At 50.4% G+C, this 15,453-nt stretch carries 12 protein-coding genes; all 12 read left to right on the top strand.

What is annotated here, in order from left to right; translation table 11 throughout:
• Positions 1-130: 130 nt before the first annotated feature.
• The 12 genes from AB9R92_RS00760 to AB9R92_RS00815 all read left to right on the top strand — a co-directional run bounded on the left by AB9R92_RS00760 (position 131) and on the right by AB9R92_RS00815 (position 15,359).
• Positions 131-721 (top strand): GNAT family N-acetyltransferase, encoded by a 591-nt coding sequence (locus AB9R92_RS00760; RefSeq protein ID WP_370667718.1) that lies wholly within the window; start codon positions 131-133, stop codon positions 719-721.
• Between the two features lie 145 nt (positions 722-866).
• The gene (locus tag AB9R92_RS00765) at positions 867-2,597 is read left to right on the top strand and encodes an adenine deaminase C-terminal domain-containing protein (RefSeq protein ID WP_370667653.1); all 1,731 of its coding nucleotides are present in this window, start codon (positions 867-869) and stop codon (positions 2,595-2,597) included.
• 5 nt (positions 2,598-2,602) lie between these two features.
• Positions 2,603-3,652, top strand: a complete 1,050-nt coding sequence (locus AB9R92_RS00770; protein WP_370667654.1) for a DUF3048 domain-containing protein — start codon at positions 2,603-2,605, stop codon at positions 3,650-3,652.
• A 43-nt stretch (positions 3,653-3,695) separates the two neighbouring features.
• Positions 3,696-4,016: a YerC/YecD family TrpR-related protein gene (locus AB9R92_RS00775; protein WP_370667655.1), complete on the top strand. Its 321-nt coding sequence runs from the start codon at positions 3,696-3,698 to the stop codon at positions 4,014-4,016.
• Between the two features lie 129 nt (positions 4,017-4,145).
• Positions 4,146-4,847 (top strand): heptaprenylglyceryl phosphate synthase, encoded by a 702-nt coding sequence (pcrB, locus tag AB9R92_RS00780; protein WP_370667656.1) that lies wholly within the window; start codon positions 4,146-4,148, stop codon positions 4,845-4,847.
• 31 nt (positions 4,848-4,878) lie between these two features.
• Positions 4,879-7,095, top strand: coding sequence for a DNA helicase PcrA (gene pcrA / locus AB9R92_RS00785; RefSeq protein ID WP_370667657.1), 2,217 nt, complete (start codon positions 4,879-4,881; stop codon positions 7,093-7,095).
• Positions 7,096-7,110: 15 nt separating this feature from the next.
• On the top strand, positions 7,111-9,117 hold the full coding sequence (ligA, locus tag AB9R92_RS00790; RefSeq protein WP_370667658.1) for an NAD-dependent DNA ligase LigA: 2,007 nt from the start codon (positions 7,111-7,113) through the stop codon (positions 9,115-9,117).
• 12 nt (positions 9,118-9,129) lie between these two features.
• Positions 9,130-10,260, top strand: a complete 1,131-nt coding sequence (locus AB9R92_RS00795) for a CamS family sex pheromone protein (RefSeq protein ID WP_370667660.1) — start codon at positions 9,130-9,132, stop codon at positions 10,258-10,260.
• 100 nt (positions 10,261-10,360) lie between these two features.
• The gene (gene gatC / locus AB9R92_RS00800) at positions 10,361-10,651 is read left to right on the top strand and encodes an Asp-tRNA(Asn)/Glu-tRNA(Gln) amidotransferase subunit GatC (RefSeq protein WP_370667661.1); all 291 of its coding nucleotides are present in this window, start codon (positions 10,361-10,363) and stop codon (positions 10,649-10,651) included.
• An 18-nt stretch (positions 10,652-10,669) separates the two neighbouring features.
• The gene (gatA, locus tag AB9R92_RS00805) at positions 10,670-12,139 is read left to right on the top strand and encodes an Asp-tRNA(Asn)/Glu-tRNA(Gln) amidotransferase subunit GatA (RefSeq protein WP_370667662.1); all 1,470 of its coding nucleotides are present in this window, start codon (positions 10,670-10,672) and stop codon (positions 12,137-12,139) included.
• On the top strand, positions 12,136-13,566 hold the full coding sequence (gene gatB / locus AB9R92_RS00810) for an Asp-tRNA(Asn)/Glu-tRNA(Gln) amidotransferase subunit GatB (protein WP_370667663.1): 1,431 nt from the start codon (positions 12,136-12,138) through the stop codon (positions 13,564-13,566). The genes gatA and gatB overlap by 4 nt, the downstream gene beginning before the upstream one ends.
• A gap of 1,232 nt (positions 13,567-14,798) precedes the next feature.
• On the top strand, positions 14,799-15,359 hold the full coding sequence (locus AB9R92_RS00815; protein WP_370667664.1) for a thioredoxin family protein: 561 nt from the start codon (positions 14,799-14,801) through the stop codon (positions 15,357-15,359).
• The last annotated feature ends 94 nt before the right edge of the window (positions 15,360-15,453 follow it).

The raw sequence follows: 15,453 nt of genomic DNA on the forward strand, positions 1-15,453 counted from the left end.
GCGGCACCTTGCCGCAGAGGATTTTCAAAAGCCCACTTTTACCTCTTTTACTAAACTCCAATTTTTACCCATCACTACCCCGGAACCAACAAAACCAGCAGGGCATTCAAACTCGGAAGGAGCAAAAATGATGAACTGGTATGAAAAACTGAATCAATATTTCCCTGTGGAGGAAATGAAATCGAAAGAGCATATGGACACTTTGCTGAAGGAAAAAGGCAGTGTCTACTACAAAGACGAGGGTCCGTATCACGTCTTGATGTATGCGGAATTCCCGAGCTTCTCGTTCGTCGACTATTTATTCGTGTCGAAAGAATCGCGCGGCATGGGCATCGGCAAGAAAACCTTGCAAATGCTCAAGGACAAGAACAAGCCGATCATTTTGGAAGTCGAGCCGGTCGATTACGAAGACACGGATTCTGAAAAACGCTTGCGCTTTTATGCACGCGAAGGATTCGAACATGCCTCGTCAATCGGTTATTGCCGACGTTCACTGGCGACAGGCGAAGAAAATTCGATGGAAATTCTTTATTGGGCACCGAACGGTGAAACCGAAGAAGAAATCTTCGAAGCGATGAAGAAAATGTATGAAGACATCCATACGTATAAAGACGAACACTTCTACGGCGAATCATATGATCCGGTTTCTAATGTCTTAACGAGAAAAGAACAAGACCAGCAGGATATCCTGAAGCCTTTCAGCAATCCGGTCAATAAATAAACAAAATCCACGTCACTGAGACGTGGATTTTTTATGTCCGATGCAGCAAAAGAGAGGAGCATTTTCGTGTCCTTCTCTGTAAAAAAATGCATAATTATGCTAGTATACGATGTATGGATATTGAAAAGAGAGCAGGTGCCTTCGGATGGTAAACCCTTTATGGAGAAATACAGAAATACGGAAACAATTAAAGATTGTGTCGAAAGAATTGTCGCCGGATCTTGTGCTGACGAATGCCACATATCTGCATGGGATATTTAAAAAATGGATGAATGGAAATATATGGATTAATGGGGATCGTATTATTTATGCAGGGCAAGACATGCCGAAAGTCGATGATTCAACTGAAGTCGTCGATGTCAGCGGCAAATGGGTCGTGCCTGGCTATATCGAGCCGCATGTGCATCCCTATCAACTTTACAACCCGCAGCAATTCGCCGATTATGCTGCACAAGGCGGAACTACCGGATTCATCTCGGACAACTTGCCATTATTTTTAGCGTTGGAAAACGAGAAAGCGTTTACATTGCTTGACCATATGGCCGAGCTGCCGTTCACATTTTATTGGTGGACGCGGTTCGATTCGCAGACAGAACTTGTCGGGGAAGACCAGAAATTTACGTCCAAAGCGGTCGGTGAGTGGCTCGAGCGCCCGGACGTCATCCTTGGAGGCGAATTGACGGGCTGGCCGAAACTCTTGGCTGGCGATGACCAGATGCTGTACTGGATCCAAAAAGCGAAAATCAGCTTAAAAAAAATCGAAGGGCATTTCCCGGGAGCTTCCGAGAAGACTTTGGCGCGCATGAAGCTGTTGGGTGCTGATGGGGACCATGAAGCGATGACCGTCGATGAAGTGGAGATGCGCTTATTGCATGGCTACGGCGTGACGCTTCGCCATTCTTCGATTCGCCCGGATTTGCCGGAACTATTGTCAGGGATTGTCGAGCGTGAATTGAATGTGTTCGATAAATTGATGATGACGACAGATGGCTCGACGCCGGTTTTCCATAAAGACGGCGTGATGGATTTGTGCATCCAGATTGCGCTTGACGCCGGCGTTCCGGCGATCGATGCCTATATGATGGCTTCTTATAATGTGGCGCGTTATTACAACTTGACGAGCTTGCACGGCTTGATTGCAACCGGGCGCTATGCAAACTTGAACATTCTCGATTCGATCGATAACCCGGTGCCGAGCGGCGTCATTTCCAAAGGGGTCTGGCTCAAGCGCGACAGCCAGAAAACACGTTCGCTCGACGATGTGGATTGGTCGGTGCTGCCGGAATTGGACCTCGATTTCGATTTGACCGATGACGATTTCCAGTTTTCGATGCCGTTCGGCGTGGAAATGGTCAACGATGTCATCACCAAGCCCTATTCCGTGAGTGTCGACACGAACGTGGAACGCTTGTCGAAAGAACACGGCGAAAGCTTCCTGATGCTGATCGACCGGAACGGCAAATGGCGGGTCAATACATTGATCAAAGGCTTCGCGACAGAAGTCGACGGTTTTGCTTCATCCTATACGAATACGGGAGACATTGTGTTGATCGGCAAAAGCCGTAAAGACATGTGGAAAGCGTTTGAAGAGGTGAAACGCCTCAAGGGCGGGATCGTCTTAGTTGAAGGCGGCGAGACGGTTTGCGAATTGCCGCTTCCTATTGGCGGCATTATGTCCGAATTGCCGATGGAGCCGCTGATGGAACAGGAAAGCGCGTTGAAGAAGGCATTGAAAGAGCGCGGCTATGAACACGGCGACGCTGTCTATACCTTATTGTTCTTGATGGCGACGCATTTGCCGTACGTCCGCATAACCCAAAAAGGGATATATGATGTGATGAATAAAACCATCTTATTCCCGGCATTCATGAGGTGACAGGGATGAAAAAATGGCTGATCTTGCTTGCTTTGCTGATCGTTGCAGCGGTCTTGGCTTTTTGGCTGGCCGGACGGGAAGACGCCGGAGAGCGGGAAATACCCGAAAATCCAGAAACACCGGAAGCGCCTGAAGTGCCGGAGGAAGTGCTCACTACGGCTCCGTTCACAGGAATGCAAGGAGATGGGCCTTACGACAGGCGGGCAGTGATGGCGGTCATCAATAATCATCCAGCCGCCCGTCCGCAAACGGGCTTGGTGGAGGCGGATATGGTATTTGAATTAATTGCCGAATACAATATCACGCGATTTTTGGCGCTTTACCAAAGCCAGTTTCCGGTGAATATCGGGCCGGTGCGCAGTGCGCGCGATTACTTTGTTGAACTCGCCGATGCGTATGATGCATTTTTTGTTGCGCATGGCTATAGCCCGGAAGCAAAGCAATTGCTCGATTCGGGAGTGGTCGACCATATCAACGGCATGCAATATGACGGAACACTGTTCAAGCGTTCATTGGACCGGGTGGCGCCGCATAATTCCTATATCACTTATGAAAACATCGAACTTGCGATGGAGATGACCGGCGCTTCAACCAATTACAGCATGAAAGCACCTTATACTTTCTCTGCACCGGGCAGTAATGATAAACTAGGAGAACAAGCTGCTTCTATAGAAGTAACCTACGGTGGCGACCCACTGTTTGCGAGCACCTATACTTATGATGCGGAGTCGCAGCTTTACGGCCGGTCATCGGGCGGAACCGCGACTGCAGATAAGGAAACGTTGCAGCGGATCGAAGTCGCCAATGTGCTGGTCATCGAAACAGCGCATGAAACGATCGATGCCAAAGGCCGCCAGGAAATTGACCTCACTTCCGGCGGGCGGGCATTATTGTTCCGTGAAGGAATCGTGCAGGAAATCACGTGGCGCGCAGAAAACGGCATGCTTGTGCCGGTCGGGGAAAACGCAACAGCCGAATTGACGCAAGGCAAAACCTGGGTACATATCATTCCCGATTCACCGGGGATTGGCCAGGCGGTTCAGTATAGCCCGTAGCAGCGGGATCAATCGAAGAGCAATGAAAGGACGTTGAATGTGCATGCAAGTTGATAAGATTAGAGGGCCGCAGACCGATCAATTGATCGAAGCGGTGCTGGCATTGGAAAATAAAGAACAAGCCTATCGATTTTTTGATGATTTGTGCACGATCAGTGAAATCCAATCGTTATCGCAGCGCTTTGAAGTGGCGCATATGCTGCGCTTGAAAAAGACCTACGAAAAAATCAAGAATGAAACGGGCGCGAGCACAGCGACCATTTCCCGCGTGCGCCGCTGCTTGAATTACGGAAACGACGCTTACGAGGAAATGCTCAATGTGCTGTATCCGGAGGAAAAACAAATTGAACTTCCAAAAGACTGACCAGCGAACGGTGCTGGTCATTTTTTTATGCGCCAAATCCTTCATTTATGGATGGATGGGAACGGAGTGTTGGCTGATCTTTTGTTATAATGGAAAGATGAAAACCAAAGTACAGTTAGGAGAATACCTGTGGACTTTCAAACATGGCGGCATGTCTTTAAATTAGACCCTGCGAAAGAAATTTCAGATGGACATTTGGAACGAATTTGTGAATCCGGGACTGATGCCATCTTGATTGGCGGAAGTGATGATGTCACACTCGACAATGTCCTGGAGTTGATGGCCCGTGTGCGCCGCTATTCGGTGCCGGTTGCGCTCGAAGTGTCGACGGTCGAATCGGTTACGCCGGGCTTCGATTATTACTTCATCCCGACAGTGCTCAACAGCAGCGACCCGAAATGGATCAAAGGGCTTCACCACGAGGCGATCCGCGAATACGGCGAGATCATGGACTGGACGGAGATCGTTCCGGAAGGCTATTGCATTTTAAATCCGGACTGCAAAGCGGCACGATTGACCGGGGCGGATGCTTCCTTGACTGAAGAGGACGTGCTCGCATATGCACGCATGGCGGAGCATTTTTTCCGGCTGCCCATCTTTTATCTGGAATACAGCGGCATGTTCGGCAATCCGGAACTGGTTCAAAAAACCGCGTCAGTGCTGTCGGAGACACGGCTGTTTTACGGCGGCGGCATCGATTCAGTGGAGCGCGCCAAAGAAATGGCCGCAATCAGCGATACGGTCGTTGTCGGCAATATCATATACGAAGATCTAAACAAAGCGCTTGCGACCGTCAAGGCAGTTGCGGAAACGGCTGAGCAATCGTTATAATAATAGGAACAAACGTTCGAGGTGGTGCACAATGGAATTAATCACAAAAAACCTGCTGCGGGGGATGAACCCCGAGCAGGAAGAAGCAGTCAAAACAACAGAAGGCCCGCTATTGATCATGGCCGGTGCGGGATCCGGGAAAACGCGTGTGCTGACGCATCGCATCGCATACTTGGTACTGGAAAAACAAGTTTATCCGTCCAATATCCTGGCAATCACGTTCACCAATAAAGCCGCGCGCGAAATGCGCAGCCGGATCGATGGGCTGCTTGGCCACGGAACAGGCGACCGCATGTGGGTATCGACATTCCACTCGATGTGCGTGCGCATCCTGCGCCGCAATATCGACCGGCTGGGATTCTCAAAAAGCTTCTCGATTTTGGATACGACCGACCAATTGACGGTCATCAAGAATGTCTTGAAGCAGCAAAACCTGGATCCGAAAAAATACGAACCGCGGACGATGCTGAACGCCATTTCATCGTCGAAAAACGAATGCATCGATGCAGAAACTTTTGCAGCGAACGCCAATCAATTCAACCCGTATGAAAAAACGGTCGCGGAAGTGTTCACGGGCTACCAAAAGCGCTTGCAGAAAAACCAATCGCTCGATTTCGATGATTTGATCATGATGACCTTGAGGCTGTTTGAAACGGTCCCGGATGTGCTGGAATATTATCAGGATAAATTCCACTATATCCACGTCGATGAATACCAGGATACAAACAATGCCCAGTATCAACTGGTGCAATTGATGGCGAAGAAATTCAAGAATATTTGCGTTGTCGGCGACTCCGACCAGTCGATTTATCGCTGGCGCGGGGCGGATATTACCAATATCCTATCGTTCGAAAAAGATTATCCGGACGCCAAAGTGATCATGCTCGAACAGAATTACCGTTCGACCAAGCGCATTTTGCAGGCGGCAAACGATGTTATCCAGAAAAACACGAGCCGCTACCCGAAAGAATTGCGCACCGATAACGACGAAGGGCCGGCGATCACGCTGCATAAAGCGGGGGATGAGCGCCAGGAAGCCCAGTACATTGTCCAGACCATCCAGAACCTCATGCAGGAAGAAGGGTACAAAACCTCTGATTTCGCCATTCTCTACCGAACCAATGCGCAATCGCGTATTTTAGAGGAAATGTTCGTCAAATCGAATATGAGCTATACGATCGTCGGCGGCACGAAATTCTATGACCGCAAGGAAATCAAGGACCTGCTTGCGTATTTGCGCTTGATTGCCAATAACGAAGATGACTTGTCGCTCGCGCGCATCATCAATGAACCGAAACGGGGCATCGGTGCGACCTCATTCGAGAAAATGGCGCGCTTTGCGATCGAACAGGACCGCACCATCATGGATTCCTTGCAGGAAGCGGATTTCATGGGCTTGACCGCGAAAACCGCACAGACCGCGCTCGAATTCCGGGCGATGATCGCCGGATTCACCGAAATGCAGGAATTCTTGTCGGTGACGGAATTGGTGGAAGAAGTGCTGAAGAAGTCCGGTTACCGCCAAATGCTCCAAAACGACAAGACCATTGAAGGCGAAAGCCGCCTCGAAAACTTGGATGAATTCTTGACGGTGACGCAAGCATTTGAAAAACAAAGCGATGACAAGTCATTGGTCGCGTTCTTGACCGATTTGGCTTTGATTGCGGACATCGATTCATTGGACGAAGAAGAAGACCAAGGCGACGGGCCGATCATCCTTATGACGATGCACGCAGCGAAAGGCCTGGAGTTCCCGGTCGTCTTCATTGCTGGACTGGAAGAAAACGTCTTCCCGCATTCGCGTTCGAATAACGACGAGGAAGAATTGGAAGAAGAGCGGCGGCTTGCGTATGTCGGCATCACGCGCGCCGAGAAACGGCTGTATTTGACACATGCCTCGTCGCGGACAATTTTCGGCAAGAGCAATTTCAATCTGCCGTCGCGTTTCATTTCTGAAATTTCGGAAGATCTCATCGAGCAGACGTTTGCCAATCACCGTGCAGGCGCTGCGACGAGCTATAAGCAGGCACCGAAACGAAAAGCGGTCATGAAACCTGCATACCAAGCATCCGGCGGCGACCGCTTGGGCTGGAAGACAGGCGACCGCGCGAAGCATAAAAAATGGGGCACAGGCACTGTCGTCAATGTCAAAGGCAACGGCGAACAAACGGAACTCGATATCGCTTTCCCGAGCCCGACAGGCATCAAACGGCTGCTCGCAAAATTTGCGCCGATCGAAAAAGAATGATCTGGAGGAACCCGAATGGACCGCATCAAAGCTGAAGAACGTGTAACCGAATTGAATGAATTGCTCCGAAACTACGGGCATGCTTATTATGTGCTCGACAAACCGAGCGTGCCGGATGCCGTGTACGATCAATTGCTCAATGAATTGATCGAGCTGGAAAACCTCTATCCGGATTTGATTTTTCCGGATTCGCCAACGCAGCGGGTCGGCGGGACACCCTTGTCGAATTTCGAGAAAGTCCGCCACGAGCGGCCGATGCTCAGTTTGTCGAACGTCTTCAATGAAGAAGATTTGCGTGATTTCGATAAACGCGTGCGCGGCGGTGCCGGGGACTCGGTCGAATATGTGTGCGAACTGAAAATTGACGGCCTGGCCGTTTCGCTTCATTACGAAAACGGCAAATTCGTGCGCGGCTTGACGCGCGGCGACGGCCGTGTCGGGGAAGACATTACGGTCAACCTCCGCACAGTCCGCTCGATTCCGCTGAAGTTAAAAGAGCCGGTATCGATCGAAGTGCGCGGCGAAGTGTTCATGCCAAAAAAATCGTTCCATGCCCTCAATGAACAACGTGAAGAACGCGGCGAGGAATTATTCGCCAATCCGCGAAATGCCGCAGCCGGTTCTTTGCGCCAATTGGATTCGAAAATTGCCGCCAAGCGCAATTTGGATGTCTTTATCTACGGCATCGGCGGCGACGGGGAAACATACGGCTTGAACGACCATGACGAATCGCTCCGTTACTTGACGAATCTTGGCTTTAAAACGAACAGCGAGCGGAAAGTTTGCCGTTCGGTGGAAGAAGTGCTGGCATACATTGAACAATGGACGGATGAGCGCAACCGGCTGAGCTATGAAATCGATGGCATTGTCATTAAAGTCAATCGCTTCTTGCACCAACAAGATCTCGGATTCACAGCGAAAAGCCCGAAATGGGCAACTGCCTATAAATTCCCGGCAGAAGAAGTGATGACGACCGTACGCAATATCGAGCTGAGCATCGGCCGGACTGGGGTTGTCACCCCGACAGCCATTCTCGAACCAGTGGCTGTTGCCGGCACTACGGTCCAGCGCGCGTCGCTTCATAATGAAGACTTGATTCGCGAGCGCGACATCCGCATCAATGATAAAGTCATCATCCGAAAAGCGGGCGATATCATTCCGGAAGTCGTCAAGGCGCTTGTCGAAATGCGCTCCGGCGACGAAATGCCGTTTGAAATGCCGACCGAATGCCCGGCATGCGGCAGTGAACTCGTCCGCATTGAAGGGGAAGTGGCGCTGCGCTGCGTCAACCCGAAATGCCCGGCGCAAATCGTTGAAGGCATGATCCATTTCGTCTCGCGCAATGCCATGAATATCGACGGGCTCGGCGAGAAAGTGATCGAGCAATTATACCGTGAAGGGCTGATTCAGGACATTTCGGATCTCTACGCTTTGACGAAAGAGCAACTGATGGAACTTGAGCGCATGGGCGATAAATCCGCCACCAACTTGATCGAGGCGATAGAGGCTTCCAAGAGCAACTCGATGGAACGCTTGTTGTTCGGCCTTGGCATACGCCACGTCGGCGAACGGGGAGCGCGCATCTTGTCGGAATATTTCGGTTCGATGGATCAATTGAAGCAGGCTGGACTTGAGGAATTGATTGCCATCCATGAAATCGGCGATAAGATGGCCGATGCCATCGTCACCTATTTCGAAAAAGAAGAAGTTTTGGCACTCGTGGAACGTTTGCGCGAGCGCGGCGTCAATTTATCCTATACAGGCACGATCGTCCGCGTGGAAGAAGGCGCCAATGCGTTTGCCGGCAAGAAAATCGTGCTGACGGGCAAATTGGAAAACATGACCCGCCAGGAAGCCGGCGCACGGATCGAGGCACTTGGCGGCAAATTGACCGGCAGCGTGAGCAAGAAAACCGATTTGCTGATTGCGGGCGAGGAAGCCGGATCCAAACTCGACAAGGCGCAGGATCTCGGCGTGGAAGTGTGGAACGAAGAACGCCTGCTTATGGAATTGAACGAATAAGGAGATTAGCATATGAAACGCATTTGGTGGATCCCGATCAGCATCTTGCTGCTTTCGGGATGTGTCCCTTCCGGAAATGACGAGGCGGAAGTGATCAACACAGAAGAAGAAGAGGCGGAAACGGCGATCATCCCGAGCATGCAGCTCGATGATCAATTTTACCGGACGCTATTGCCTTATAAGCAAAGCGCCACCCGCGGAAAAATCGTCAGCCGGCTGAATTCACGCTATGACATCAAAGAAGCGGAGCACGGCTTATTGCGCCTGTCGCAGCAGCAGTTCTCGCCGGATGATTATTATTTCCAGGAAGGCCAAAAAATCACCGATGAAGAAGCCTCGCTTTGGCTCCAGCGCGAAAGCAAAGACAATCCACAGGGGCTGAACCCAGAGGATGGCCGCAGCCAGTCGGAGACGGACGAAGGCGAGCGCCCGCAACCGGAACTGCTCGCACATATCCTCGAGCAAAATTACCTCGTCAAAACCGAGGAAGATAAAATCCGTCTTGGCGGTGTTTCCATCGGGCTTGCAATGAACACGGTTTACTATAGTTCGACAGACGACATCCCTTACGAAGAGTCGATCCCTCAAGATCAGATCGCTAAAGAAGGAAAACGGATGGCTGATGAAATCGTCAAGCGCTTAAGGGAGAAAGAAGGGATGGCGGATGTGCCGGTCCTCGTTGCTTTATTCGCGCAAAACAGCCGCAATGCAATGACGCCTGGGACGTATTTCTCTTATGGCGCTGCCCCGAGAGGCGAGACGGAAGTGGCGAACTGGAATGATGTCGACGAAGAGTATGTCGTGTTCCCGACTTCCGGGACGGACGAGCAATACCGGGATATCGATACAGCGTTCCGCAACTTCAAGCAAGATGTCGAAGTGTACTTCTCGAATTTCACGAGCGTCATCGGCAAAGGTTTTTACCAAAGCGGCCAATTGCAGGAGATGAAAATCGAAATCCCGATCCAGTTTTATGGCTCGGCTGAAGTGATCGGCTTTACCCAATATGTCACCGGCCTGATCCTGGATCATTTCCCTGACAATGTCCAGATTGAAGTGAACGTCACGTCGACGAACGGCGCGGAAGCACTCATTTTACGGAAAGCCGGGGAAACGGAACCGGTTGTCCATATCTACGAGTAAGTCGGCAACTTAAAGGGGCAGCCAGCTGGCTGTCTCTATTCATTTTTTTAGAAAAATGGTATGATAGACCGTATGTTTATTGAATCCGGAGGTGTAGAAAATGGCGAAAATGACAAAAGAAGAAGTAATCGAAGTGGCCCACTTGGCGCGTTTGGCAATTACCGATGAGGAAGCGGTGCATTTTGCGGATCAATTGGAAGCGATCACCAATGCAATGGAATTGCTGAATGAATTGGATACGGAACATGTAGAACCGACGACGCACGTATTGCCGCTGGTCAATGTGATGCGCGAAGATAAGTCGATCGAAGGCTTGCCGCGTGAATTGGTGATGAAAAACGTAAAAGAACATGAAGGCGGCCAAGTGCGTGTGCCGACGATTCTGGACTGATTGTGAGGAGGGAAAAAGATGAAGTTAGCTGATAAAACTGCAAACGAATTGCAGGAATTACTACATAGCAAAGAGTTGACGATTGCGGAGTTGACCGAAGCGACATTCAAGCGCATCAAGGAATTGGACCCGAAAGTCGACGCTTTTTTAGCTTTGAATGAAGAGCAGGCGACAAAACAAGCAGCTGAAATGGACCAAACGGATACAGGTGAACGCGGTCCGCTTTTCGGCTTGCCGATCGGCGTGAAGGATAATATCGTCACGGAAGGGCTCGAGACGACAGCATCGAGCTTGATCCTGAAAGGCTTTAACCCGATCTACAACGCAACGGTTGTGGATAAATTGCGCGAAGCCGGCATGGTCATCGTCGGGAAATTGAACATGGATGAATTCGCGATGGGTTCTTCCAATGAAAACTCTTACTACAAAAATACGAAAAACCCATGGAACTTAGAAACGGTTCCAGGCGGTTCCTCGGGCGGTTCAGCTGCGGCTGTAGCAGCGGGCGAAGTTCCGTTCACACTCGGTTCCGACACAGGCGGATCGATTCGCCAGCCGGCTGCTTTTTGCGGCGTCGTCGGCATGAAGCCGACATACGGGCGTGTTTCCCGTTTCGGTTTGATCGCCTATGCGTCGTCATTCGACCAGATCGGTCCGATCACCCGCACCGTCAAAGACAATGCGCTTCTTTTGAACGCCATTTCCGGGCACGATGAAAAAGACTCGACTTCCGCAAATGTTGAAGTGCCTGACTTCACAGCGGCATTGACTGGCGATATCAACGGCCTGCGCATTGGCGTGCCGAAAGAATATTTCGCAGAAGGCGTCAGCGAAGCATCGAAACAAGCCGTGAAAGATGCGTTGAAAGTATTGGAAGAAAAAGGCGCAACATGGGAAGAGATTTCCTTGCCGCATTCCAAGTACGCGCTTTCCACTTATTACATCTTGGCTTCATCTGAAGCATCATCGAACTTGTCCCGTTTCGACGGCATCCGTTACGGCTACCGTACGGAAAAAGCCGGCAGCCTTTTGGAGTTCTACATGAACACACGCTCTGAAGGCTTTGGCGATGAAGTGAAACGCCGCATCATGCTCGGAACTTACGCACTCAGCTCGGGCTATTACGATGCTTACTACAAAAAAGCGCAAAAAGTCCGTACCTTGATCAAGCAGGATTTCGATAAAGCGTTCGAAAACTTCGATGTCATCGTCGGGCCGACAACGCCGACACCGGCATTCAAGATCGGCGAAATCATCGATGATCCGTTGACGATGTACGCGAACGATATCTTGACGATTCCTGTCAACTTGGCAGGCGTTCCGGCGATTTCGGTTCCATGCGGATTCGATAACGGCTTGCCGCTCGGCTTGCAGATCATCGGCAATTATTTTGATGAAGAAACTGTCTACCGCGTCGCGGATGCTTTTGAGCAGGCGACCGAGTTCCATAAAGAAACACCGCAAACATGGGAGGGAGCAACACAATGAATTTCGAAACGATCATCGGGCTTGAAGTCCACGTCGAACTGAAGACGGAATCCAAAATGTTCTCGCCTTCCCCGGCTCATTTCGGTGCGGAACCGAATACCAATACAAACGTCATCGACCTTGGCTACCCTGGGGTATTGCCGGTCGTCAATAAAACGGCAGTCGATTGGGCGATGAAAGCGGCACTTGCGTTGAACTGTGAAATTTCCCGCCATACGAAATTCGACCGCAAAAACTATTTTTACCCGGATAATCCGAAAGCGTACCAGATTTCCCAATTCGATGAGCCGATTGGCGAGCACGGCTGGCTGGAAATCGAAGTGAACGGCGAGAAAAAACGCATCGGCATCACGCGCCTTCATATGGAAGAAGATGCCGGCAAACTGACGCATACCGGCAACGGCCATTCCCTTGTCGACTTTAACCGCCAAGGCACGCCGTTGATCGAAATCGTCTCGGAGCCGGATATCCGCACGCCGGAAGAAGCGTATGCGTATTTGGAGAAAATCAAGTCGATCATCCAATACACAGGCGTTTCTGATGTGCGCATGGAAGAGGGATCGCTGCGCTGCGACGCCAATATCTCTTTGCGCCCATACGGCCGTGATGAATTCGGCACGAAAACCGAGCTGAAGAACTTGAACTCGTTCAACTTCGTTAAAAAAGGCTTGGAGCATGAACAGATTCGCCAAGAGCAAGTGTTGCTTGCAGGCGGCATCATCGAACAGGAAACACGCCGCTACGACGAGTCGACTGGCAAAACCGTCTTGATGCGCGTCAAGGAAGGATCGGATGATTACCGTTACTTCCCGGAACCGGATCTGGTCGATATCGTCATTGATGATGCCTGGCTCGAGCGTGTGCGCGCAGAAATTCCGGAACTGCCAGATGCCCGCAAAGCCCGCTACGTATCAGAACTCGGCTTGTCGTCTTACGACGCGATGGTATTGACTTTGCAAAAGCCGATTTCCGATTTCTTCGAAGCGACCGTCAAAGCCGGCGCTGATGCGAAATTGGCATCGAACTGGCTGATGGGCGAAGTGTCCGCTTACCTCAATGCACAAAATAAAGAGCTAGAGGATACGGAATTGACGCCAGAAGGTCTCGCCGGTATGATCAAATTGATCGGCGAAGGCACGATTTCCTCGAAAATCGCCAAGAAAGTCTTCAAGGAATTGATCGAAAAAGGCGGCGACGCGAACAAAATCGTCAAAGCGCAAGGCTTGGTGCAGATCTCGGACGAAAAAGTATTGCTCGAGTACGTCAGCAATACCTTGGATGCCAATCCGCAGTCGATCGAAGATTACAAGAACGGGAAAGACCGCGCAATCGGCTTCCTCGTCGGGCAAATCATGAAAGCGACAAAAGGGCAGGCTAACCCGCCGCTCTTGAACAAAATCCTCCTAGAGGAAATCGCGAAACGTTAATCAGAAAAAGGATGGCTCACTTAGCCATCCTTTTTTTGCGGTTTGTTTTAGTGAGTTTTTAAAATGAAGATTTATAGTAAAAGGCGTAATGGAGATTCCGCTGCAAGGGGCACGCTTGCCGAGGGGCGGGTGTTGAGCCAATGTGCCGCAAAGAACGCGGCACATTTGTCTCGCCAGCCCGCGCGGTCCCTCAGGCGTCGGCCCCTTTCCGCTTCATCTCTAAGTGTAGTGTGGAAATCAAATTCAACTGTCACTGAAATTAGCATGAATAGTTTTGGACAGCTTTGTAATTGCATAAAGAATAGCTAGTGAACCATCTTTTCTACTATCAACTCTAGCTAAGCGTCTTCACCAGCGGACGAATACAAAAAAAAGACGCGTCCTCGCATGCAACATCCAATGAAATCCAAAAGCCGAACCGCGCACAAGGGTGAGCCGAAGCAATGAGACAAGCGTTCTTCTTGGCTCATTGTAAGAGGCTAGCCCCAAGCGGAAGGCGACTGCTCGAAGATGAAATAATCAATGGATTATTCATTTCACTATCAAGTCGAGCTAAGCGTCCCCACCAGCGGATGATGCCGATCAAAAGTGACGCTTCTTCGCACGTAACACCTAATGAAATCTAAAAGCCGAACCGCGCACACGGGCGAGCCGATGCAATAAGACAAGTGCTCTTCTTGGCTTATTGTAAGAGGCCAGCCCAAAGCGGGAGGCGGCTGCTTGACGATGAAATAATCAACGGACAATTCATTTCGCTATCAAGTCCAGCTAAGCGTCGACACCAGCGGATAAACACACTCAACAGCGATACTTCCTCGCACACAACACCTAATGAAATCTAAAAGCCGAACCGCGCACACGGGCGAGCCGACGCAATAAGACAAGTGCTCTTCTTGGCTTATTGCAAGAGGCCAGCCCAAAGCGGGAGGCGGCTGCTTCACGATGAAATAATCAACGGACAATTCATTTCACTATCAAGTCCAGCTAAGCGTACTTCTCGGCTCATTGCAAAAGGCCAGCCCAAAGCAGGAGGCGGCTATCTCCTGATAAAATGTATAATGAATTATCCATATCGCTCTCACGTCTAACTTACTGCTCCGCATTCTGCATTATAAAACAGCAACCGCCCACGAAATGTAGCGTTAATTGGAACAATTCCACTGCTTTTTGCTTAAAAGTTTGCCGCAAAGGGAAAAGAACAGGTAAACTGTTTTGTAAGGAGACGTGATAGAATGATGACGGAACTGGAATATTTTGAGCATGCCATCACGCTGGAAAAATATATGGCGCAGATGGAATCCAATCAGGAAAAAACTTACGCAATCTATGAGAAATTCGAACTGCCGGACGATCCGGAATTTATCGATATGCTAAAACAGCAGCAATTGAACATCCTGGCGATTACCGAAGACTGGTGCGGCGATGCGATGATGGTCAACCCGATTCTCCGGAAATTGGCGGAAGCGGCGAATCTCGAAGTCCGCTGCGTCTACCGCGACGACAATCCCGAACTCATGGACCGCTATTTGACGGATGGCGGCAAGTCAATCCCAAAATACATTTTCTTGACCGAAAGCGGGGAAGTGAAAGGGACCTGGGGACCGCGTTCACCGAAAGTCCAGGAGATGGTCGATGAAAAGAAAGCGAGACTGCCGGAAAAAGATGATCCCCAATACGAGCTGCATTGGAAAACGGTGATCGGGGAGATATCGGACCGTTTCACGTCCGACCCGGAGCTCTGGCAAGATACGTACGAAGACATTCGCAAGAGCTTGCAGAAAAGCTTGGCTTAATATTATACAGAAGCCGGCTGCAGGATGCCCCGTCCGCGGGAACTTTCTGCAGCCCTGTCATGTCCTGTTTTTATAGAATGGTCCAGAAAGGCTG

It is taken from the genome of Planococcus sp. SSTMD024 (assembly GCF_041320495.1).
Lineage (GTDB): Bacteria > Bacillota > Bacilli > Bacillales_A > Planococcaceae > Planococcus.